The sequence below is a fragment of the uncultured Vagococcus sp. genome, from assembly GCF_963518325.1.
Lineage (GTDB): Bacteria > Bacillota > Bacilli > Lactobacillales > Vagococcaceae > Vagococcus_D.
In genome coordinates this window covers 22,020-44,921 of sequence record NZ_CAUQJB010000007.1, presented here as the reverse complement: position 1 = coordinate 44,921, position 22,902 = coordinate 22,020, and the positions used below count along the sequence as shown (strand labels likewise).

Here is a 22,902-nt window from a genome sequence, read left to right as displayed (position 1 = left end):
GTCTATATCACAAAGGTTGTTTTGTGAAATATTTATTTAACTATCATTCCATAACAAATTTGTTATAATGGACTCATCAACTAGCAGGAGGCTTAAAATGACCCTTGATTCACCTAATATGCTGTATTATCTCGATATACTCTTAAAACACGGAAATTTTACAAAAGCCGCTAAAGATTTGTATATTTCTCAACCTTACCTAACCCAATTAATCAAACGAACCGAAAAAGAATTGGATATCACGATTATTAATCGTCAGTCTTCTCCCCTTCAACTAACAGAAGCAGGCCGTCTTTATTACCAATACTTATATGCATTGGAAGCTGAGCAGGATCGTTTTCGCAAAAAAATTGCTCAATATTCGTCACAAGACCAACAGATCATTCGAATTGGGATCTTGTCTAGCCTAGGCACCTACTTATTGCCACTGTTTTTGCCTGACTTTATGAAGAATCATCCTAACATCCAAATCGAACTCCATGAAGATACCCCTTCGCATAACGACCGTCATATTTTAAATGGCGAACTGGACTTTTTTATTGGCCAAAACCCGGAAACCATCTCGCCTAATCTGACCATCCATCATTATGGTCAACATGGCTACTATGCGATTATTCCTGAATCTTCCTCTTTATATCAAAAAGATAAACGATTATTAGAGGCTAACAGTCTTTCGATTAAGCAATTATTAACAGAAAAACTCATTCTAACCACACGAGGGTCAGCCATACGGAAACAAGTGGATTATTTAATTCAAAAAAATAAAATCCAACCAACCATTGTTCTTGAAAGCACTAATATTTTTACAATTGTTGAACTGGCGACAAAAAACATGGGGGTTACCTTTTTACCCGAAAGCGTTAAAATCACCAATACAAAGGATAAATTTAATATTTACCCCCTGTCATTGGATCTCTTGTCCTTGGATTATTTTATTGCTCACCGAGCATCCAAAACCCTATTATTACCAGAAAAAGAGCTAATAACGGCCTTCTTAGACAGCTTACAACAAGATTTTTCCACACAAAAACAGACGTAGAATAATCCTACGTCTGTTTTTGTTACCCCTCACTAGTAAGCCCCTCAGTATGAGCCATTTGTCCGTCAGTCGTTATCACCAAGCCTTCAATCCCCTTGATTCCTCTTAGGATTCTAATAATCTCGGCCGGTTCTTTACCAAATAAACGGGTCGTCCAAATTTCCCCTGTCAGTGACTCATCTGAAACAATCGTCAGACTAGCCAATTCTGATTGGATTGGATAACCGGTTTGACTGTCAAAAATATGATGATAGCTTTCACCTTGCCAGTTGAATGTCCGCTCGTAAATCCCTGAAGTCACCACTGACTGATTGTTAACACTTATAGTAGTGGCATAATTCCCTCGTGGCAAAAAAGGATGTTGAATTCCAATTCGCCAGTTGCCATCTTCATGATTTTGAGCCTCACCAAAGGTCAAGACATTTCCACCTAAATCAATAAATCCAGCCTTAGCCTGCTGACTCTTAAAAAAAGCGATTATCTTATCAGCAAAATAGCCCTTAGCTAAGGCACCCAAATCCAGTGCCATGCCTTTTTTTTCCAAAAAAACCCATTGTTTCTCAGTATCAAGTTTAATATTTTCCGGGTTTATCAGTGGCAGTAATTTTTTTATTCGGGACTCCGTCGGAAAGTTAGCATCTTTGAAGCCCACACGCCACTCTTGAATCAATGGGCCAATCGCAATATTTAAAAAGCTATCCGCCAACACACTTTGTTCTTTTCCAATGGCAATGAGGTCGAACAAATCCCTTGAGACTCTTACCGGTTTTAGACCGGATTGCTGATTAATCGCCATTAAATCAGAACGAGCATCATTGGCACTAAATCGTTTTTCAAAGTCAATCAACTTCTCCTCAGCCTGATCCAATAAATAAGCTGATTGACGGTGGTCGACCCAAAGTTGAATCACGGTTCCCATTAAATAAAGTGTTCTTTTTTCAGCTTCCATTCATATCATTCCTTATCCTTAAGCTTCATCTTACAGACTCTTATCCAAATACTTAAGTTAGACAGGTGGGGCATATCCTTTTTTAGCGTACTTTTTGCAAAATTGAGTGAGACTGATTGCCGTTACTTCAATAAAATAAGCCCCCTCCGAATCCAGTCTCCTTAATACCTGACAAAGGGTCTCGGCCTCATTGTCTGCTAACGTCACTAAATCAAACTGCCCTGTTTTCATTCGATAGCAGAGGCCCGCTGGATTCCCCAAAGTCATTTTAGCATCATACATGTTTCCAACTGCCAAAAAATCCAACTCAGATAATTGATAGGTTGTGAATTCAGCCTTTTCAAACCAGTCAATTAAATTAAGGACAATGAAATTGGTTTTAGTCAGCAACCATAATTTATAGCTATAGCCCGGAAAGAAGGCCAGACACTCTTTAGTATCCTCAGCTGTCATGCCATAATTCGGCATATAATAACGGCTAGGGATTATCGGCTGCTGTTGGATAGCGAACCACAGGGTTTCACTGCCCCCTTCAACTTGAGAAAGAAGTGGCTGGATCAATCGATGTAACACAAACGCTTCCTGCTCCCTCCTTGGCTCTCGTCCCTTGTTCATCCTTGATGCGATTAACTTGCTTAATTCTTCATGACTTAAGACTGATAACATTCGAATCTTCTCCTTTGCCATCTCAAGTAAGGCATCCAGTGATAAATTGTAGAATAAAGCCAAGTCCTTTAGACTCAGCAAATCAGGGAGACTTTTATCCAGTTCCCATTTCGACAAGGTTTGACGGGTCACCATTAACTGCTCCGCTACCTCTGCTTGAGAAAGATTTAATTCAGTTCGAACCATCTTTAGCTTGGTTCCAATTGATAGAATCATCTTACACCACCTCCTGATTTTAGACAATGATGATAGTCGCACCAATTCGTTGCTTAGATTTTTTGAGTTGGCAACGTGGCGTTGCATCCCAAAATCACCTGTTTGTCCCCATTCCTTGGAAAGGCATAGAAAAATAAAAGCCTTGGAAAAGAGTCAACCCTTGCTTCTTAAGTTGATTAAACACAGCCTCTTCTTCTATTCCTTCGATCACCAGTCTTAAACGATTTTTTTCACAAAATGATTGCCAAAATTCAATTAAGCTAGCTAAGGCTTGTCGTTCCAATCCTAATTTCAAAAAATTAACATGAGAAATCTTTAATTCATCGATATATGGCAACCATTCTAAAATAGCCCCAACACTGTTTTGCCCAGAACTAATATCGTCAATGGAAACCTGATAGCCCATTTCCTTGATCTTTTTTAGTTGAGATATGAATGATTTCCCTTTAATTTCAGTCACAAGACGGAAATTAATCACAACTTCTTCCGTTACTTCAATCGTCAGCCGATCACTGTTTGCTTTGATTCGATCTAGTAACGCCATGGTTTCATCATAAAACAATTCAGCTCGTGTAAAATTAATTGAAAAGGAACTCTTCGGGTAGTTATCTAATAACCGCCCAATTTCCACTTCAAACCACGTTAAAAAGGCCAGATAATAGGCTTGATTGTTGCGTACTTCTTCAAATTTTAACACCGGAAAACAGTGGTTGTCCTTACTGTCTCTCAACAGTATTTCATAACCAACTTCTTCTAATGCCCCATTGACTTTTTGTTGTAAAAATAGCACAAAATCATTTTTTATGATATCATCCACGTTGGTTCCCCTATTCTTTCTCTCTTAATCACGCCAAGTGGAGCACTCTTTTTGTACCAGTATCACGTTAAATAAAGAGTGAGCTTATCCGTTTTTCAACGCCATCTTATCTAGCAAATCGACTCTCCATCTCTGCTAGATAAGATGCAGGCCCAAGTAATACGCTTCGTTCCTCTTTAACAAATAACCCCTCAGTTTAGATGAACAAGCATTTTTCAAGCTTTTCCAAATTATACCATTGTTTTTCTCGAAAAATAGAAATTATTAAGAAAATATTTTCCATGACTGACACCTTAATAATGGTCGTCAGTCAAACCATATTATTATATAGAAGTGATTATTTCTGCTATAGTAAGAGTATCCATATCATAAGGAGGGACGTCATGAGTGGACATCACAGTTGGTTTCGCATGGGCTTTCATTTTATTAAATTAGTGATCACAATCTCCTTAGCCCTAATCATCTACCGGTTACTTTTCGCCACCATCTTAACAAAACAGATTCATATTTTCTTTTATATGCTGTTTTGGTTCTTTAGTGCCTACGTGGTTTTGCCATGGGTAAACCGCCAATTAACCCGGCTTTATGTTCCAAACTATTTTATTGGACGCACCCAAACAGGAGATGGTTTATTAGGGGACCCAATTAATCTGGCCTTTTATGGAGAAAAAGCGGCGATTATCCAGGCCTTTCAACAAGCCGGCTGGCATCAAGCCGATTCACTCAACCTAACATCAGCATTAAAAATTGCCAGCTCCAGTGTTCTGGGGAAATCTTATCCCACGGCTCCCGTTAGTTCACTCTTTTTATTTCAGCAGCAACAAACATTAGCATTTGAACGAGAGATTAATCACAATCCTCGTAAACGACATCATATTCGCCTATGGAAAACTCCAGATGGTTGGCATTTACCTGGTGGCAAACAAGCTGACTGGCTCGGCGCCGCCACTTATGATCGTAATATTGGTCTGTCTCTCTTTACAGGTCAAATTACTCACAAAATCGCCGAAAATACCGATCAAGAACGAGATTTTGTTATAAAAACCCTTCAAGATAGTCGTCTTTTAGGAAATATTGACACAGTTGAGCATTTTACATCCAGTTATCATAGTCGTAACGGTGGCGGAGACCGCATTGAAACCGATGGCTCTCTCCCCTTTATTGCCATCAACAATCTTCCAGAATCCAACAAGGAAAGTAAAAAAGTTGAATAAAATTCGATGATTAGGTCTCTTTTCATAACGATAACAAAATTATCTGTCAATTCTTTTATCAATTTTTAAAATTCCGCCAAAATTTTAATAAAATAGCATCAAAAAAAGAGGTTAGATCATTAGTAACTTAATGATCTAACCTTTTAGACTCTAGTGAGCCATCATTTCTTGAGCAATCTCAAATCCTGATAAACCAGCAGGATAATAAGTTGGCCAGTTATCCAGTTCTTTGACTAGCTCATCCTGACTTTGATTCCCGAAATATAAATGAAAATGTGCGGATTGACTAGGTTCAATCGTATGATCACTAAACTGCACTGTCTTATAAGCGGCTTTAGGATCAACTGCTTCAAAGCAGTAGCGAACACCACGATTGCCTTTTTCATAATCAAGAATTTTATAGCCCACATAGTTGTAGTCGGAAGTAGCCGACTCCCCTTTATCATTAATGAACGTCATGGATGTGCCAGTTATCTTAATTTCCTTAATATCCGTGGCGTAACCCGTTTGATAATAGTCTTTATATTCTTTGGCTGTCATATCCTTATTTTGTTTCGCCTTATAGTCAAAAATAGGATCCAATGTCTGATCTAGTAAATAAGGATAAACCGACTGCCAATCACCGGCCCAATCAGCCAACTCCCGATCTTTTACTTGCTTATCTTCAAAATAACCATGATAAACAGTTTTTTCTGCTTCCTTAGTAGCATCAAGTTTCGCGTTTCCCTTTGAATTAACGCTTTTACTTAATGAGGCTAAGTTCTCCTTCATGACTGACAGATAGTCATCCCCATTGGCCAGTTGTTCCTTGCTTAAGCCTTCAAGAGGATTCAACACTAATAACTTAACCTTTGCTTCTTCGGCTAAGGTCCGGGCAATGGTATCCGTAGCATTTTCTTCGAAATAAATATAGTTAACGTCATTTTCCTTAACAAAATCTTTTAATTCTGCCAATCTGGCAGCCGATGGCTCTTCACTTGGCGATAGGCCTGCGATTGGCACTTGTTTTAAGCCGTATTCTAAAGCCAAGTAACCAAAAGCGGCATGCTGAGTGACAAAACTTTTCTGAGTAGCAGCTTCCAGAGTCTGTTTATATGACTGATCCAAATCAGTTAATTGACTTAAATAACTAACAGCATTTTTGGTGAATACGTCTTTTTTATCCGGATAGGCAGTAATTAACTGATTGCGAATTTCTTCTACTTGTTTAATCGCTAAACTAGGGGCTAACCAGACATGAGGATCCAGTTCATGGCTGTGACCTTCATGAGAGTCTTCCTCCGAATGATCGTGTTCCTCTTCAGAACCAGGCAGTAAGACCATATTTTCCGTTGCTTTAATGACGGTTAGATCCCCTTCCGCCAAAATATCTGAGACTGAGGGCACCCAAACTTCCATATTTTCATTATTATAAACAAATACATCGGCATCTTGTACTTTTTTCAATTCTTTTGCAGATGGCTCATAGTCATGAACTTCTGTCCCAGCAGGAATCATTAAGCTAACTTCCCCTTCATCCCCCACAATATGTTTAGTAAAATCATACATTGGGTAAAAAGTTGTTACCACCTTTAGTTTCTCTTGATGTGAGTCCTTCTGAACGTCGCCAGCCGAGCAGGCGCCTAACACGCCCATAACCATTATACCTATTCCCAAAATCAGCTTTTTCACTGTTATCACTCCCTCTTAACCTATTTTAAATTCTGCCAAAACCACAAAGCGTAATGATTACGTTTTGTGACTTACAAATAATAACACGGCTTTCGTGACCTGTCAAATAAAATTTATTTAACGTCATTCTCTAGTAAACTTTGATATAATAGAAGAATCAGAATTAAAATAATCCACAAAAGTATAAATAGTCCAACCTTCATTTGAAACTCCCCTAATTAGTCCAATAACTATCTTGCAATAGTATAAGTTTACGTAACCCGTTTCTTTTATAATAAGAGTGTAGCAATTATATCGACGCAGTTCAGTTGTATCCGCTTACGGAATACGCTGACCTGTCAAAAATAAACAGTTAGAGGTGTCAATTTATGGAAGAAAAATTAAGTATCGGGAACGGTTTGGCTTTAGAAAAAAAGAAACAAATGTCCTCCTCCTTTGTTAAGCAAGGGATTGCTGCGGGTTTTATTTCTGCGATTACCTTTGGTCTATACAGTACCGTATCGGCTTATGCAATGGGACTAGAGCCGATGATTGGTGTAGCCGGCGTTTTTGCTGTTCCTTTCGTCGCGTCAGCTATTAATGATTCGCTTGCTGCGATTTGGTTAGTGATATACAACACAATCAAAGGACGGTTCAAAGAAATCGGCCGTAGCCTATGCACCTTTCCAGGTTTGATGGTTATTTTAGGCGCTGTCTTTGGCGGGCCAATAGCCAACGGGGCTTACCTGATTGGGATTGCTTCAGCAGGTGCTGCTGCCATTCCCATATCCGCCTTGTTCCCCATGTTTGGTGCAATTTTTGCACGGATGTTTTTAAAGCAGCAAATTTCAAAACGAGTGGGCATCGGGATGGTCATTTGTATCGCTGGTGCCATCATGATTTCCCTTGATGGCGGTGGTAACGTGGGAACTAACTTTGCCTTAGGAATGATTTGCGCCCTGATTGCCGCAGTTGGTTGGGGACTTGAAGGTGTGTTCTCAGCATTTGGCATGTCGATGATTGACTCAAACATCGCCATTACCATTCGTCAAGGTGTTTCTGGCATCTTGTTTATCACCGTTGTGTTACCCATTTTCAACGCACTAGGGTTGTTCACTGCTGTTTTATCCTCACCTAAAATCATGATAGTTATTGCCATTGGCGCCCTTTTCGCAGCCATTTCCTTTTTGGCTTGGTACATCGCCAACAGTAAAGTCGGTGTCGCCACAGGCATGTCATTAAACAGTACCTACGTTCTTTGGGGAGTTATCTTCTCAGCGATTTTCTTGCATACATCATTAAGTCCAATGATGATTATCGGCGCAATTATCATCACAGCTGGTGCGATTATCGTCTCAGTTAACCCCCTTGATTTCATTAAAAAGAAGGAGGCGTAAACAGATGTTATTACCAATTCGTTCACGCGTGTTACATTTTATTGCCACTGAAAAAACAGCCGATATCGACACTGTAATGGCGGGACTGAGAGATGATTATGGCAGAGAACGTCAATTCACCCATGCTAATTTTCTCGATCATCTCCTTTCCCTGAAAGAAAATGGTTTGATTGACGAAGATTCCTTTACCTTAGATGAGCAAGGGCAATTACAAATCGTCTACGGCATCAATCAGGAAGGCATTGACACTATCAACAAATACTTGCCAAAAAAATGGCGATTTAATTAGCTCTTCCTCAAAATAGATCAAACAGAAAAAGAGTCCAGGCGTAAGACCTGGGCTCTTCCATTATGACTGTTGCTTTCGATATTTAATCGGTGTGAGACTCATTTGATTGCAAAAGACCCGATTAAAATAAGAGGGATCATTGAAGCCACATTCACTTGAAATCCGGTAGGACGGATAGTCTGTTTCTTTTAACAAGAGACAGGCATGCTTCACCCTCAACCCGTTAACATAGTCGGTATAGGATTGACCCACTTCTTTTTTAAAGACTCGACTAAAATATTGAGGGGTCATAAAAACATGAGCCGACACAACCTCTAAGGTTAAAGGCTCTGTATATCTTTGCTGAATAAACTGAATCGCTTCATTAATAAACCCTTGATATGCCGGTTCTGGCTGTTCTTCTACAGCGGACGACTCGATTAACTCCCTTAAAGAAACAATGATCTCCCGAGGGTTGGCCGGTTTCAATAAATACTTATTGACGTTTAATTCAATCGCCTTTTGGGCATAAGAAAAATCTGAAAAAGCCGATAACACAATGACTTTTACATCTGGTAAAAAGGTCTTAATTATTTTTAGAGCAGACAATCCGTCTTTTTCCGGAATAAGAATGTCCATAAATATGATATTTGGCCGCTTTTCTTTCGCAAGTTCAATGGCTTGATTACCGGTGATACATGTCCAGATATCACTGGTCTGTCCCACTTCCTTGGCCACAATTGTTTCCAAAAACTCTCTTTCGATATCTTCATCCTCCACAATTAAAATACCACTCATCCCATATCACCTCAATTTATTTTCAGGAATTTTTATTGTCACAATCGACCCACTGTAATCAGACTTGGTAATAAACAAACCGTACTCAGAGCCAAAATATTTTTTTAAACGCCGGTCCGTGCTGCGAAATCCCAAACTCATTTTATCATCTTGATTGGCTTCAATTTCCGTCAATACTCTGGCTGGAAAGCCATTACCATCATCCTCCACCGCAATAACGATACTCTTACCCACTTCTTTTGCAGATAATTTAATGGTTCCACCATCTCGTTTCGGGGTAATGCCGTGAATTAAGGCATTCTCCACAATTGGCTGAAGCGTCATGTTTAAGATGTAATGAGACCGCAAATAATCTGGAATATCAATCGTGTAATTAAGTCGATCTTTAAACCTGACTTTTTGAATATGTAGATATTTTTTAATGTAATCAATTTCCGATTCAATCGTATGGATTTGACTTTCTTGTTTTAGCGTGTAGCGAAGAATATCAGACAAACAATAAATAAGTTCTTCAGTCGTATGTGACTCTTCAAAATAAGCTGTTCTTGCGATGGAATTTAAGGTGTTAAAGAGAAAATGAGGGTTAATGACTAAGGAATCATTTTTACTTTCCAATTCGACGATTTTTTTCTCAAGAATTTCTTTTTCTATGGATAAGCGTTCCAAATCCTGATGACCATCAATAATTTTTTCTTGAATATCTAGGGCAATATTATTGGCCACATGACCACAAATCTGCTCATATATTCTAATTTCCTTGTCATCAACAGTCTTTAAAGCCGCTAACGCTTTTGCTATTCTCTCAACTTCCACACCAGTTTCCACGTTAATTTGGGGCAGGTCCAATAAAAATTTTTTATATTCAGTTTCCGTCGAAAAAGCTTGAATACCAATTATATAGCCCAAGGTCTGGTTGTCTACAACAATTGGCACATAAACATTTTCCAAGCCGTAGTCACAAACATAACGATTTTCTTTTTGCTTTAAACAAGTCAAACAATAGTCGCAGACCTGATGATCGTTTTCCTGACAGACTAGTTTGCAAAAATCTGGAACTGGGTTAAATTCCATCAAAATTTCCCCTAAATGATCAATTAAGATTAGCGAAACACTGGAGATTGGGATTAAACTACTGTAACGGCTGTATAACTTATTGTCTATCAGTTGGTGCAAAGGATTGACGCTGTTCATTGAAGACACCACCTTAAATTAATTTACAACCTTTAGTCGAACTGAAGGTTGACGAATAAAGCGTTTACCTATTTAAACATACTATAGTTGAAAGACAAATACAAACCCAAAATGATAGACTTAAAAGATAATCCTTTTAAGTCTATCACTCTGATTCATTGATTTAAGCTTTGGCTGGTAAGATGTTTTCAACATCACCATGAGGACGTGGGATAACGTGAACAGAAACTAATTCACCAATCCGCTGAGCAGCAGCAGCCCCAGCGTCAGTAGCCGCTTTAACGGCACCTACATCGCCTCTGACCATCACGGTGACTAAACCACCACCGACTAATTCTTTGCCAATCAAGACGACATTGGCCGCTTTGACCATGGCATCTGCTGCTTCTATTGATCCTACTAATCCTCTAGTTTCGATAAGTCCTAATGCTTCTGATTTCATTTCTGTTTCCTCCTATTATGGTTAGTTAATATATACTCTGGATGATGATGTCAATCCCATAGCATTCGCTTCTTCCATGTCTAAATGACATTCTAAACTAAAACTTTCATTGACACGCACCTGCACATTTTCCAGCAGGCCTCCACGAATCCCTGATAGCTTGAGAGAAACAAGCTGATTATCAGTTACTTGGAATTTCTGCGCATCTGCCAACGTCATATGAATATGCCGCTGGGCAATGATCACACCTTTATCTAAAACAACCGTCCCATGACTACCGACAACGGTGATGCCTGGGGTTTGGTCAATATCCCCTGATTGACGAATAGGCGCTTTAAGGCCTAATTTGAAACAATCGCCACTTAATACCTCCACTTGAGTCTCAGATCTAACCGGCCCCAGAACCCGAACTTTTTCAATAGCCCCTTTTGGCCCACAGATTAAGACCGTTTCTTGGCAGGCATATTGATCGGGTTGGGATAACGCCTTTAAGACTGTCAAGGAATGATTCTTGCCAAATAAGTCATCCACATCCTTTTGGGACAGATGAATATGACGGTTGGAAATCCCTAAAGGAATGCCTGCAGAATCTGCCTTCGACAAATTTGTGTCAAATAATTTGGCAAATGCCTCATATTGAGTCACTAGCTGTCACCACTTTTCTGTAAGAGAGACATTAACTCACCTACCAAGTCATCTAGACTTGATGGAGCAGTTGGTTCAGCTGACTGCTGGCTAGGCTTAATGCCATAAGCCACCCGTTTGATATTAATCAAATGCAAAGGCGTCACATTATCCGAGGTGGCACTACCACCCCAAGTGCCACAACCTAAGGTGAACGCTGGCGATAAGCCAGTACTAATCCCAACACCGCCTTGGGTTGAGCCAGTATTAACTAAAATACGAAAAACCGGTTTCTCTGAGAATTTCATCACTATTTCAGGGTTCTCGGTATGAATCGCAAAACTATGACCTACCCCACCATTATTAAGCAAAGCAATCGTCAGATCGCACGCTTCTTGCCAATCTTCAACAGTATAAAAACCGAGAACTGTCGTCAGTTTTTCATAAGAAAGAGGATCGCTAGGACCAACCGCCTCTTGCCGTCCCAATAGAACTTTAGTGCCTTCTGGTATCGAAATTCCCGCAGCCTCCGCAATGACTTGCGGGGAACGTCCCACTAATTTGGCATTCATCCCATACCCCTTAACAAAGAGAATCTTAGCCACTTTCGATGTCTCTTCAGCCGTCATGAAGTAACCGCCTTGTCGTTCAAACTCACTGACAACCGCTGCTTCAATCACTTTTTCTACAATCACCGTCTGTTCCGACGCACAGATTGTTCCGTAATCAAAGGTTTTACTGGCGATAATATTCGCCACAGTTGTTGGAATATCCGCACTTCTTTCGATATACGCCGGTACATTTCCTGGCCCAACCCCCAGAGCTGGTTTCCCAACACTGTATGCCGATTTGACCATAGCCGCGCCACCGGTTGCGATAATCAGCGCAATCTCTTCCCGTCTCATCAATTCATTGGTCGCCGCCATCGATGGCTTAGAAATACAACTGATGATATGATCTGGTGCTCCAGCCGCCACTGCCGCATCATTCATCAGCTTAGTTGCCAATAATGAGGCTTGTAAAGCAGAGGGATGAGGGGAGATAACGATCCCATTGCGAGATTTTAGCGCAATAATTGCCTTGTAAATAACCGTTGATGTCGGATTTGTTGATGGCACTATTCCCATCAGCAGCCCCATTGGTTCAGCAATCTCAAGTAACTTTTGCTGTTGATCATTTTTAATAATACCGACTGTCTTCATATCCTTAATAAAAGCGTAAAGCGCCCTTGACGCATGGTTATTTTTTAACTTTTTATCTGATACATTGCCAAAGCCTGTCTCCTGAACGGCCAGTTCGGCCAGCTTAAGGGCATTTTCTTCAGCTACTTTGACCATCTGACAAATAATCCGATCAATTTGTTGCTCATCATAGTGAGCTAGAATTTCTTGCGCTTTTTTTCCCTCACGAGCTAAATTGCGTGCCTCTTGAATGGACTGTAAATCACGATCACATACTTCCAAATTCTTCCAACCTCCTACAGACTTTATTTGCCAATCAACTATTCCCGGCTATGGCTAAATCGCTTAAGCAAGGTGGCTTTATTCGCCATTGCCAATGCTTGTTCCGACAAACCTAAATTCTCATACTCCGCTGCCAAGCGTCGAAGATGTTTGACCGACATCCTTTTCAGGTCTTCATCAGTCAACGTTTGATTAACTGCTGCTTCTAATGCTTCTTCAGGCAAAGAATCAGTTTCCACTCCTTTTTCTTCTGCCAAAAGTAATGCCACGTCATTGTGTGGTCGAGGCATTACATGGTGACTGTTTAAGTGAGCCTGACCAAACTGGAGAACTGCTGTCACCCCCGCATCAACAGCGGCCTTCACTGCCCCTACATCGCCAGTCACAGTGATGGTGACTAACCCGCCTCCCACAAACGAACGCTGGACTAGCTCGACTTGAGCTGTTTTTAACATACTGTCGGCTGCTTCAATTGCGGGAATTAACCCCTTAGTTTCTATTAATCCTATGGCATTCACAAGATACCTCCTTTACTGACATTAATTTGTCGCTTTAATCACAAGTAACTGACTCTCTTCAATCGCCTTGACAGTCCCTCGAACATCAGACGGATAATAAAAACTATCCCCTATCTGACTTGCAAAAGACTTCTGATGGATCGTCGTTATTAACTTTCCTTTAAGCAAAAACTGAATGGTTTCCCGACCGGAAAACTCCTGATGGCTTCCCTTTTTTAGTTGAACCATTTCAACAGTTATGCCAGGAAAATGCTCAAACAACCTTTGTTTGAAAAGCCCCGCCCCAGCTTTCTGATAGTGGATCGACTCTCCGTGAATCAATTGAAATCCCGACGGGTCTGTTTCAGAATCAAAAGGCTGAGACAAGATCGTCATCAACTGCTGAAGCAACGTCGGATTAGCCCTTAATTGTGCCAATAATCCCCCCATGACCTCTTTAGAAACCACTGAAGTGACAAATGTAATGCCTCTCTCTTCAGCTAAATCCGCTGCAGCTGGTGTGATAATCGTCTGATCATCGATCAAACACTCCCGACTCTCACTCCCTATCTCTTGAATATCCGCCACACAGATAAGTTTTTTCACCTTACCACCTGCTTTCTGTCTCCTTGATTAAAAGTGGCAATCCTCATCAATAATCCCAATGACTGTCGCATCGATGGGGATTCTGGTGTCCTCGAATATCTGCCTTGAGGAAGAGCCCGTACAGATGATAACACGATCGCCAATGCCTGCACCAATCGTATCTGCCACAATTAATCGCTGTTTGTTATCACTTTCATCAATCACTTCTGCCAACATAAATTTTAACCCATTAAGTGACTCCATTTTTCGTGTGGCCCAGACATTATCCACTAATTTCGCTGCCAGCATCTCAATCACTGCCTCTACTTTTTTTTCATTTTATCTTGAATGTTAGTGAGTGCGGTTTCGACTGAGGCCGTATCACCAAACAATGCCAATAAAATCATATTTTGCGGGCAGCTTCCGCGAATATCAACCGCCACAATGCCCGCTGCTTTTTCTGCTAAATCGGCCACATACACCATGTCGATCAATTTCCCTTGAATAAGACCAATGGCATCGTAATGACGGTATTCCTGAGTCGCCGATTGACTCATGCCCATTCGTCTCGTAATAATATCCAGTGCCCCAACTGAGGGCGATTGGATGATTCGATAATCCATCTTCCACCTCCGTCCTAACCTCTTAAGGGTTGGTTGTTTCAATCTGGGTACAATTTAAGGCAATCCCTAGGGGCGTCACAAACATGGGGTTGTCTGGTTTAAACGTCGGAATCGAGGTTTGTTTTTCAATAATGGCCTCGATGCCTGTTAAACAACAGGTCCCGCCAACTAAATACAGCTCCTTGACATCAAAACCCTTTATGTAATGGGTCACAATACTAGCCACTTTTTCAATAACCGGTCCCAAGACAGGTAATAGCTCCTGATGATGGTCCGGGTTTCGCTTATAGATATCTGCCTGATCAAACGGCATGCCATAAGCGCCAGCTACCACGAGTGAAAAATGAGTGCCGCCTGTTGCTTCATCGGCTGCAAACACCACCTGACCTTGTTCCATAATCGTAATCCCCGTCGTTCCACCGCCAATATCAACAATGGCACCATCCTTGATCTTTAACACAGCATTAGCGGCAGTCGGTTCATCTAATAATGCCGTCAGTTCAAAACCGGCAGCTTCCACGACATGGCGAATGACACCTGAGTCAAGCATTTCCGTGCCTGGCGGAATCGCAGCACCACAGTAACGCAACTCATGCCCAAGTTTGCCTTCCAACTCCTCTTTGAGTTCTCTGACAATTTGAATCGCGCCTAAATAATCGACTACCATCCCGTCTTTGACCACATTTGCCTCACGGTAATTACCAGCCACTGGCCGGAAGGAGTCATCTAGAACTGAGAGAACAATACAGGAGGTTCCCAAATCGACCCCAGTATAATAAATGGCGTTTGCTGACTTTTTAGGTAACGTCATGACTTCTTCAAAGTCAGCAATCAACTGATTGGCAAACTGAATTGGGTTTGCTGTCATTTTCCTCCCCCTCTGATTAAGTCTCTTAATTTGTCATCTAATTCCCATGCTATTTGCTTGACCATTCCTTTCTCCTGAGAAAGCCGAACCTTGTCAACCTGTTGATTCCGTCTGTCAGAAAGTAGCAAACCCAGTTCAGCTAAAGATGCTCGAATACAATTTAACATCGCTATCGCTCGTCCTTGAGCTAGCTGAATGTGAAAAGGGGTGATTGGCTGAGGGGTGAATGGGTCATTGGCTTCGTCCCGCAACCCTCTGAACTCGCCCCCATCTTGTAGGCGCTCGATGTCAGCTTGCCATATCATGACCTGCTCTGCCAATTCAATATGCGTCTCCACTAGTAAACTAAACCCCAGTAATAGCAAAGAAGACAGTTTTTGACAGACTATTATCAGTTGCTGATCTGACAAAGAGAGTGGCTGGGCCTCTTCTCTCTCATCCGTCAGCTGAATCTCAATCTGGTGGTCAATTAAAAACTGACGAGCCTCAGGTGTCAAGCGCTGATCCTCTGCCAATCTAAAACGAGCAAAAGGAGACTGACGGTAACTTGTTTTCAATTCAATTTCCGTCACAAATCTCATAAGCCTCCTCCTTTTCTAGTCTTTTTAACCATTTTTCTTTTAAGTTCAGCAATGCCTGATCAGTAGGATCAAAAAACTCAAAGGGAGGCTTAAGGCCGGCCTCTCTTAAGCGTTTTTCTGCTACCTGACGGTAAGATGAATCTCCTGTTATTAATCCCCAAACTGGACATGGAAAGGTTTTAGCAAATTGAGGTGGAAAAACAGTCATTTCCGCCCTACCGTCAACTAAAAGTAAGACCACTGCCGCTGTTTGTGACAAGGATAAGATGTAACGGTACATCGAAGGATTTTCTAAATAACCAGCAGGGATATCGATGGTATGTTGTCCATAAATGGCATCTTGACACGGTTTCAAGGGCCTAGAAGTCTCGTTGAGCCAATTGGCCACAGTCGACTTGCCACTGCCTCTTGCGCCAATAATCATGACGTGCCGTTTCATGTCCGGGTCACCTCAACCACGGTAAAACCAAACTGACTCAAACGAGCTATCACTGCCTGCAGTGACCCTTCCACACTGGCCACGTCTCCCGTAATAACCAATGAACCTGTAAAACGATCAAGAAAACCAATCGCCACACTCCCTGCTTTCGTCGCCACATCAGCCGCAATAATTGCCGTTTCAGAAGGGGTCACAGTCATAATGCCAACTGCTCCCCCCTCTTCAATTCCTAAACGCTGACAAATATCGGCCATCGGAGACGCCAAAACATGGGCGAGAGTCAACTGCTTACCAGGAACTGATTCTTGTATCACACGCTCCATCATGAACCTCCATTCAACGATTAACTTAATCTCATCAATGGCGAATGACTTTCACAGGAAAATCATACTGACTAATTTGTTCCTCAATCTGGTCCAAATCGGCCTCAGATAAACTCAAATCGCCTTTGACGGTATATTCTTTATTTAACTGGTCGTATTTATTGATACCTAATTTATGGTAAGGCAATAAATCAATCCCTTGAAAATTCGGACGGTCCTTAAAGGGCTGTAAAAATTCAATGGTTTTTCGAATAGTCTCTGAATCGCTGTTTAACCCTTTCATCAGCGGCATTCTAACCTTGACCTGATACCGTCTCTCAATTAACTCCGTCAAATTTTCCAATATCCGTTCATTACGGACACCGGTATATTCAAGATGTTTCTCGGGATCGATGTGTTTCATGTCATATAAAAACAAGTTGCAAAACTCGGCAATTTTTAATAAGGACTTAAGAGGAGCATGGCCACACGTTTCAATCGCCGTATGAATCCCAGCATTTTGGCATTCCATCAGCAGATTGGCAGCAAAATCTGGCTGTGTGGCAACTTCACCCCCACCAAGGGTGACGCCGCCACCAGAGGTCTGATAAAAGGGCAAGTCCTCCAAGGCAATCGCCAATAAATCAGACAGTAGCCGATCTTCTCCCGCAATGGACAGAGCCTTCTTCGGACAGGCCTTCTCGCAAAGCCGACAGCCATTACAATTAATCGACCGATCCACATAATGACTTCCATCTGAAGCGTCTATTTTATGAATCTTCAAGGGACAGACCGCCACACATTCACCACAGTCAGAACACATATTACGCTGATACATGACCTGATATTTTCGCTCTAAACTCTCTGGATTGGAGCACCATTTACACCTTAAGGGACACCCTTTAAAAAAGAACAGCGTCCGAATCCCTGGGCCATCGTAAATGGAATATTTTTGGACATTAAAAATGCGTGCTTTTCGCTCAATTTGACTTAATTTTTCCAATCATTTCACCTTTGTTCTTCAGTTAACTGTGTTAGAAATGCTCTAAGACAGTCCGACTAATAATTTCATCCTGAACTTCCTTACACAATTCCGTAAAGTAAGCACTGTAGCCCGCTACTCGAATAATTAAATCACGGTAGTCGTCGGGATTCTGCTGAGCTAGCTTTAAGACCTCATTGTCCACATAACTAAACTGCATCTGCCCATTCCCCAGAATCGACGACGTCCGCAGCAAGGTGATCAGTCCCTGACGGCCTTCAGGGGTTTCTAAAATCCCTTTTAATAACTTAAAGTTGTGAACCATGCCAATATTCATGGCGGCCACATCCATCTTAGAGACCGATTTAATAATCGCCGTCGGTCCTTTTTTATCAGCCCCTTGAGTTGGACTGATGCCATCTGAAAGAGGCGTCCAAGCACGACGACCATTGGCACTTGCCCCTAACATTTCACCAAAAGGCGTGTTGTTAGAGATCGACAAGGTTCCATGACTAAAGATTGAATAAAGGGTTTTAAACTTACTGTGAGTCCGCTCGGTCCAGTTGATAATGTCCGCCGCAATCAAATCGGCATAGTCATCATCATTCCCGTACTTAGGGGCTGCCAAACAATCCCGTTGAACCTCTTCGTAACCAGCAAAATCGGCTCGAGTGGCATCTCTCAGCTGTTCCAGGGTATAGGTCTGATCATCAAACACCAATTTTTTAATGGCTGCCATGGAATCAGCATACGTCCCTAAACCAGACCAGATTAAGCCCGGTCCCCAGTTATTGACACAGCCACCTGCTGTCACATCTCGACCATTTTCCATACAACCTTCCATCATCAAGGACATCAGTGGTTTAGGCGCAATGTCACGATGAACCCGTTGGCTAATAACTGTTCCCACTGCCGATAAACGGGTGATGTATTCAATTTGCTTTTTAACCGCTTCATCGAATTGCTCATAGGTTTTATACTGTGAAAGCCCTCCTAAATCCAAACCAGGATTCATTTTACACCACAACATTTCCCCACGATTTAACACAAATTCAATCGCAACTGGAAATTGAGTATAGCCTGTGGAGGTCCATTGATACAAACGACCAGATTTTTGAGGCTCAACACAGCCCATTAAACAATAATCACGAGCATCCTCCATATTAAAGCCTTTCGCCAACATCATCTTAATATGAGAATCATCAAAGTGAATCGCTGGGAAACCAAGCCCCGCCCGCACCACGTCAACAATCTTTTCCAAATACGGTTGTGGCGACTGATTGTGGACACGGCAAGCCAAGGATGGCTGATAAACCCCAACATGACGGACAGCATCCATTAATAAATACGTTAAATCATTGGTGGCGTCTCCACCTTCCCGCTTCAATCCGCCGACACACATATTGACAAAGGGTTGATAACCGGCGAAGTGTTTTGATCCCCCCTCGCTTGATACCCACATCATTTCAGAACACTTAATCAGGAAACAACCGGCGATTTCAAAGGCTTCGTAATCGGTTAAACGACCAGCCTTTTTATCAGCTTCGTAAAATGGCAGGGTATACTGATCCACCCGACCAACAGACAAGCCCGTTTGATTTTCTTCAAGCATAAACAGTGACTCTACCGTCCAAACAGTTTGCAGTGCTTCTTGGAAGTTTCTCGGAGCATTGGCTGGTACATGAGCATTGACCTCCCCGATTTTTTTCAATTCCGCTTTTCGGCGTGGGTCTCTTTCTTTTTCCGACAGTTCGTAAGCATAATCAGACAAGCGTTTCGCATAGGTCATGACTCCCTCTGTCGTATCTAACACAGACTTGTAATAATAAATCCGATCAATATCCTCAGGCTTTTCCATTGATAAGTTTTCTAAATGCGCTAAAGCTTCCCGTTTAATGTCTTTCATGCCTTTTTTCATCAAAATAACATCATAACCAGGATTGGAATCGCCACCGCCATTGATCTGGTGGTAAGACAAATCACTGACGAATGCCTCCCCAGAAAACTCCCATAACCCAGCTTCACGGTATTGTTGCTCACAGATTTCATCTAAAGAACGACCTTCCCAATAAGGAAAGAGCTCTTCTTTCATGATTCGTTTATCTTCATCGGAAATATAAAAAGGATCTTGGGCCCGATTATGTATTGTATCCAATTCATCTCTCGTCCAGCGCCACGCAATATCTGGTGAAAAAGAACCCGCTCGAGGTGCGCCATTAGGATGTCCAACAATTAGTTCATCTTCCTGAATTAACAATGGCGCTGTTTCACAAGCTGCCCTAAAGGCTTTTGCTCGCAACATGATTTGGGGTAAACCAGGGTTTTCTTTAGCAACCTTCGTGTAAGCCAACGCCCGTTGAACTGTAATCGAAGGAACCGCCTTTAAATAGTGGTCTTTTAAGCGCTTTAGACGCTCCGTCATCCCTTCAGGGTAACTGCCATCTTTTGGAATATCAGGGTTGGCCACTGACCTGTCAGTTGCACATGTAGCCGTCACCGCCCCATCTGTTTTCCCTAATTCCTGGGAAATCCCTTGAAATAGTTTTAACATGGCTGATTTTTCTTCTGAAGACATGTTTTTAGTGGCATCAGCAAATTTTTCTGAAATTTCATTTACATTCATTTTTAGCCCTCTCATTTCTTGATTTAATAGTCACTGAACATCTTATAAAACAATCAAATAACATTCGTTAAGTGAGGAATCAATACAGACGATGATATATTTTTTCCAGTGCCTCTTGAGTTGGTTGAACCGGATTCGTCGGTGTGCAACGATCGCCAAGAGCGATTTCAGCCAGTTGAGGAACGGCGTCTTTAAACGTCGCCAGATCAATTGGCAAGTCTTCCAAGCTTGATTCCACTCCCAGCTGTTTTTTTAGCTGCCCAACTGCATCTAAATAACTGACCACCCCTTCTCTGACGGTCCGAGCCGGCAAGCCCAACACTTTTGCCAACTGAGCGTATTTCTCAGCGGCTGCCGTCTTCCCTTCGCCAACCAAATCAGCATTATAGCGAATCACTTCTTCCAATAACAAGGCATTACAGCGGCCATGGGGCAAGTGGAAACGGCCACCTAGAGCATGAGACAAACTGTGAATAATGCCTAAGCCTGCATTGTTAAAGGCAATTCCAGCTAAGCACGAGGCGTTATGGACTCGATCGCGAGAGACGTGATTGTCACTGTCTTCGTATAAAACAGGCAGATGATCAAAAATAAGTTTAATTGCCTTTTCAGCCAAGGCATCAGTAAAATCGGTCCCATTGGTGGCTACATAGGCTTCTGTGGCATGGGTTAACACATCTAAGCCTGTGTCAACCGCCACTCGCTGAGGAACCGTGCTAATACAAGTAGCATCTAAGATGGCTAAATCAGGACTGAGAGACTCATCAACAATCACCACTTTTTGATCCTCCACAGTAATCACAGAAAAATCAGTGACTTCTGAACCAGTTCCACTAGTTGAAGGGATGGCAATAATATAAGGCCTACTCGTTTCCTGACTCATTTGGGCCCCATAAAAAATCCCCTTAGCAGCATCAATGGCTGAACCACCGCCAATCGCCACAATCACATCAGGCTGAAAGGCCTGATAGACATGAATCCCCGCTGCAATAACCTTAGTATCTGGGTCTGGTTTGACCTCAGTAAAAACCTTAGTTGAGAGGCCTGCTTCTTCTAAATCCGTTACCACTTTAGTTAAATAACCTAAGTCTTCCATCATTTTATCCGCAACGATCATGGCCCGATGACCACTGACAGTTTTTAATGTTTCAAGCGAGCCACGACCCATAACAATTTTTGTTTTTAAGTTAAATTGATTTCTAATCCCTCTCACTCCTTTAGTTCATTAATAATCTTTCTCAGCACCTCTTCGATTGCTAGCTGCTTGCCCATTTGCACTTCAGCTGCTTCACTGGTAAAACAATCCTTAAACTGGCGCACCCCATAACCGACCTTTCTGATTCTGATCAAATGAGTCGGTGAAATATTATCTGAGGCCTGAGCGATGCCCATGGCGGTACTGCCTAAGGTCAGGGAGGGGAATAAATTGGTGGTGGCTCCCATGCCTCCTAAAGTAGAGGGGGTGTTGACCAACACCCTTGCAACTGGTTTTTTCATGGCGAACTCACGAATAACCCCTTCATCTTTGGAATGAATCACCAAGGTGTGACTTTTGCCACCTTCCATTAAAAGTTCAATACATTTTTCACAAGCCTCTTGCCAATTGGGCTCGACAAAGAGTGCCACAATGGGGCTAAACAACTCTTGAGCAAAAGGATTGTGATGTGAGACATAGTCTTGTTCACAAATGAAGATAGACGTCTCTGATCCTACCTCAATCTCGGCTAACTGTGCCAATTCTTTAGCTGACTTGCCGACACTTTCCGAATTTAATTCGCCATTCGCCTTAACTAAAACAGCCAATAAACGATTGACTTCCTCACCTTGCAGGAAATGAGCCCCCGCCTTAGCAAACACCTCTTTAGCCTGATCAGCGATGGGACCATCTAAAACGATCGACTGCTCCGCCGCTGACACAATCCCATTATCAAAAGTACGGCTTTTAATCACATCACCAACAGCCCGCTCAATGTTACAGCTTCGTTCAATAAAAACCGGGCCATTGCCACTGCCACCGTAAATAAATGGTTTGCCAGATCCTTTTAATTGAGGCAATAACTTAGGAATCCCTGTCACGATCGTCATGGCCGTGTCCTCATGGGAAATCAACGCTGTTGTACTAGCAGGAGACACTAACTGCATGACAGCCAGTCCGCCCTCAGGTAAACCGGCTGCCGCCCCGGCTTCACTCAAGATCTTTACGGTTTGCTGAATCGTGGCTTTTGCTCTGGGATGAGGGGAAAAAACCAAGGAATTACCTGATTTAATGGCGATTAAACAATTATGAATCGTCGTTGAAACAGGGCTAGTAGCGGGGACTAATGAGACAACCACACCCATTGGGACACCGATTTCCATAGTCCCGTCCTGACTGTTCTCCTTAATGACCCCAACATACCGCTTTCCCCTTAACTGTTTAGCCAAATACTCGCTTGAAAATCGGTTCTTTAAACACTTATCTTGCCAAATACCATAATTAGTCTCTGCCACGGCTTTTTTCGCTAATTCTTCCGAATAAGGGGCGATGGCCTCTGCCATTTTCTGGACAATGATGTCCAATTGCTCCTGACTGTAATCCTTTAATTCGACAGCCGCTTCTTTGGCGGCTTCGATTTTAATTCTAGCCTCTTGAATGGCTAACAGATCTTTATCAACTTTATACATGGAA

25 protein-coding genes are annotated in these 22,902 nt (G+C 42.1%); 4 read left to right on the top strand and 21 right to left on the bottom strand.

The annotated features are described in order from the left end of the window. The first annotated feature begins 97 nt into the window (after window positions 1-97). On the top strand, window positions 98-1,039 hold the full coding sequence (locus tag RWN13_RS08260) for a LysR family transcriptional regulator (RefSeq protein ID WP_314062083.1): 942 nt from the start codon (window positions 98-100) through the stop codon (window positions 1,037-1,039). 22 nt (window positions 1,040-1,061) lie between these two features. Here RWN13_RS08260 and RWN13_RS08255 read toward each other — a convergent pair whose 3' ends face one another. From RWN13_RS08255 to RWN13_RS08245, 3 genes are all read right to left on the bottom strand, one after another. Further along, window positions 1,062-1,988, bottom strand: a complete 927-nt coding sequence (locus tag RWN13_RS08255) for an FAD:protein FMN transferase (RefSeq protein WP_314062080.1) — start codon at window positions 1,986-1,988, stop codon at window positions 1,062-1,064. A gap of 57 nt (window positions 1,989-2,045) precedes the next feature. Further along, window positions 2,046-2,870 (bottom strand): helix-turn-helix domain-containing protein, encoded by an 825-nt coding sequence (locus RWN13_RS08250; protein ID WP_314062078.1) that lies wholly within the window; start codon window positions 2,868-2,870, stop codon window positions 2,046-2,048. Between the two features lie 94 nt (window positions 2,871-2,964). Continuing rightward, window positions 2,965-3,687 carry an EAL domain-containing protein gene (locus RWN13_RS08245; protein ID WP_314062076.1) on the bottom strand — a complete coding sequence of 241 codons (723 nt, stop codon included), beginning with the start codon at window positions 3,685-3,687 and terminating at the stop codon, window positions 2,965-2,967. Between the two features lie 383 nt (window positions 3,688-4,070). On the opposite strand from RWN13_RS08245, the gene RWN13_RS08240 reads away from it, so the two are divergent. Then, a complete protein-coding gene (locus RWN13_RS08240; protein ID WP_314062075.1) occupies window positions 4,071-4,901 on the top strand; it encodes an LssY C-terminal domain-containing protein in 831 nt (276 codons plus the stop codon). A 150-nt stretch (window positions 4,902-5,051) separates the two neighbouring features. On the opposite strand, the gene RWN13_RS08235 is transcribed toward RWN13_RS08240, so the two are convergent. Continuing rightward, window positions 5,052-6,572: a zinc ABC transporter substrate-binding protein AdcA gene (locus RWN13_RS08235; protein WP_314062073.1), complete on the bottom strand. Its 1,521-nt coding sequence runs from the start codon at window positions 6,570-6,572 to the stop codon at window positions 5,052-5,054. A gap of 368 nt (window positions 6,573-6,940) precedes the next feature. Here RWN13_RS08235 and RWN13_RS08230 point away from each other — a divergent pair, with 368 nt between their 5' ends. Continuing rightward, window positions 6,941-7,948 (top strand): EamA family transporter, encoded by a 1,008-nt coding sequence (locus tag RWN13_RS08230; RefSeq protein ID WP_314062071.1) that lies wholly within the window; start codon window positions 6,941-6,943, stop codon window positions 7,946-7,948. Between the two features lie 4 nt (window positions 7,949-7,952). Continuing rightward, window positions 7,953-8,237: a hypothetical protein gene (locus RWN13_RS08225; protein ID WP_314062070.1), complete on the top strand. Its 285-nt coding sequence runs from the start codon at window positions 7,953-7,955 to the stop codon at window positions 8,235-8,237. Window positions 8,238-8,297: 60 nt separating this feature from the next. Here the strand turns inward: RWN13_RS08225 and RWN13_RS08220 are convergent, their stop codons facing one another. From RWN13_RS08220 to RWN13_RS08140, 17 genes are all read right to left on the bottom strand, one after another. After that, a complete protein-coding gene (locus RWN13_RS08220) occupies window positions 8,298-9,014 on the bottom strand; it encodes a response regulator (protein ID WP_314062069.1) in 717 nt (238 codons plus the stop codon). 6 nt (window positions 9,015-9,020) lie between these two features. Then, window positions 9,021-10,205, bottom strand: coding sequence for a histidine kinase (locus tag RWN13_RS08215; protein WP_314062067.1), 1,185 nt, complete (start codon window positions 10,203-10,205; stop codon window positions 9,021-9,023). Window positions 10,206-10,368: 163 nt separating this feature from the next. Beyond that, window positions 10,369-10,647, bottom strand: a complete 279-nt coding sequence (eutM, locus tag RWN13_RS08210) for an ethanolamine utilization microcompartment protein EutM (RefSeq protein WP_314062066.1) — start codon at window positions 10,645-10,647, stop codon at window positions 10,369-10,371. A 21-nt stretch (window positions 10,648-10,668) separates the two neighbouring features. Beyond that, the gene (locus tag RWN13_RS08205; RefSeq protein WP_314062064.1) at window positions 10,669-11,292 is read right to left on the bottom strand and encodes a phosphate propanoyltransferase; all 624 of its coding nucleotides are present in this window, start codon (window positions 11,290-11,292) and stop codon (window positions 10,669-10,671) included. Then, window positions 11,292-12,734 (bottom strand): acetaldehyde dehydrogenase (acetylating), encoded by a 1,443-nt coding sequence (locus RWN13_RS08200; RefSeq protein WP_314062063.1) that lies wholly within the window; start codon window positions 12,732-12,734, stop codon window positions 11,292-11,294. The genes RWN13_RS08205 and RWN13_RS08200 overlap by 1 nt, the downstream gene beginning before the upstream one ends. A gap of 38 nt (window positions 12,735-12,772) precedes the next feature. Next, window positions 12,773-13,252 (bottom strand): BMC domain-containing protein, encoded by a 480-nt coding sequence (locus tag RWN13_RS08195; RefSeq protein WP_314062061.1) that lies wholly within the window; start codon window positions 13,250-13,252, stop codon window positions 12,773-12,775. Window positions 13,253-13,273: 21 nt separating this feature from the next. Next, window positions 13,274-13,837 carry a hypothetical protein gene (locus RWN13_RS08190; RefSeq protein ID WP_314062059.1) on the bottom strand — a complete coding sequence of 188 codons (564 nt, stop codon included), beginning with the start codon at window positions 13,835-13,837 and terminating at the stop codon, window positions 13,274-13,276. Window positions 13,838-13,864: 27 nt separating this feature from the next. Next, window positions 13,865-14,125, bottom strand: coding sequence for a EutN/CcmL family microcompartment protein (locus tag RWN13_RS08185; protein ID WP_314062057.1), 261 nt, complete (start codon window positions 14,123-14,125; stop codon window positions 13,865-13,867). Between the two features lie 14 nt (window positions 14,126-14,139). After that, entirely contained in the window at window positions 14,140-14,439 is a 300-nt protein-coding gene (locus tag RWN13_RS08180) for a BMC domain-containing protein (RefSeq protein ID WP_314062055.1), read from the bottom strand. A 22-nt stretch (window positions 14,440-14,461) separates the two neighbouring features. Beyond that, window positions 14,462-15,307 carry an ethanolamine utilization protein EutJ gene (eutJ, locus tag RWN13_RS08175; protein ID WP_314062054.1) on the bottom strand — a complete coding sequence of 282 codons (846 nt, stop codon included), beginning with the start codon at window positions 15,305-15,307 and terminating at the stop codon, window positions 14,462-14,464. Further along, window positions 15,304-15,888 (bottom strand): hypothetical protein, encoded by a 585-nt coding sequence (locus RWN13_RS08170; protein ID WP_314062053.1) that lies wholly within the window; start codon window positions 15,886-15,888, stop codon window positions 15,304-15,306. The genes eutJ and RWN13_RS08170 overlap by 4 nt, the downstream gene beginning before the upstream one ends. Continuing rightward, a complete protein-coding gene (locus tag RWN13_RS08165) occupies window positions 15,866-16,327 on the bottom strand; it encodes a EutP/PduV family microcompartment system protein (protein WP_314062051.1) in 462 nt (153 codons plus the stop codon). Before RWN13_RS08165 ends, RWN13_RS08170 begins: the two co-directional genes overlap by 23 nt. Next, the gene (locus tag RWN13_RS08160; RefSeq protein ID WP_399553643.1) at window positions 16,324-16,653 is read right to left on the bottom strand and encodes a BMC domain-containing protein; all 330 of its coding nucleotides are present in this window, start codon (window positions 16,651-16,653) and stop codon (window positions 16,324-16,326) included. The genes RWN13_RS08165 and RWN13_RS08160 overlap by 4 nt, the downstream gene beginning before the upstream one ends. 31 nt (window positions 16,654-16,684) lie before the next feature. Beyond that, window positions 16,685-17,632 carry a choline TMA-lyase-activating enzyme gene (gene cutD, locus RWN13_RS08155; RefSeq protein ID WP_314062049.1) on the bottom strand — a complete coding sequence of 316 codons (948 nt, stop codon included), beginning with the start codon at window positions 17,630-17,632 and terminating at the stop codon, window positions 16,685-16,687. Between the two features lie 31 nt (window positions 17,633-17,663). Next, window positions 17,664-20,234: a choline trimethylamine-lyase gene (gene cutC, locus RWN13_RS08150; RefSeq protein WP_314062047.1), complete on the bottom strand. Its 2,571-nt coding sequence runs from the start codon at window positions 20,232-20,234 to the stop codon at window positions 17,664-17,666. Window positions 20,235-20,313: 79 nt separating this feature from the next. Beyond that, the gene (locus tag RWN13_RS08145) at window positions 20,314-21,447 is read right to left on the bottom strand and encodes a 1-propanol dehydrogenase PduQ (RefSeq protein ID WP_314062046.1); all 1,134 of its coding nucleotides are present in this window, start codon (window positions 21,445-21,447) and stop codon (window positions 20,314-20,316) included. After that, a complete protein-coding gene (locus RWN13_RS08140; RefSeq protein ID WP_314062044.1) occupies window positions 21,444-22,898 on the bottom strand; it encodes an aldehyde dehydrogenase family protein in 1,455 nt (484 codons plus the stop codon). The genes RWN13_RS08145 and RWN13_RS08140 overlap by 4 nt, the downstream gene beginning before the upstream one ends. Between the last annotated feature and the right edge of the window lie 4 nt (window positions 22,899-22,902).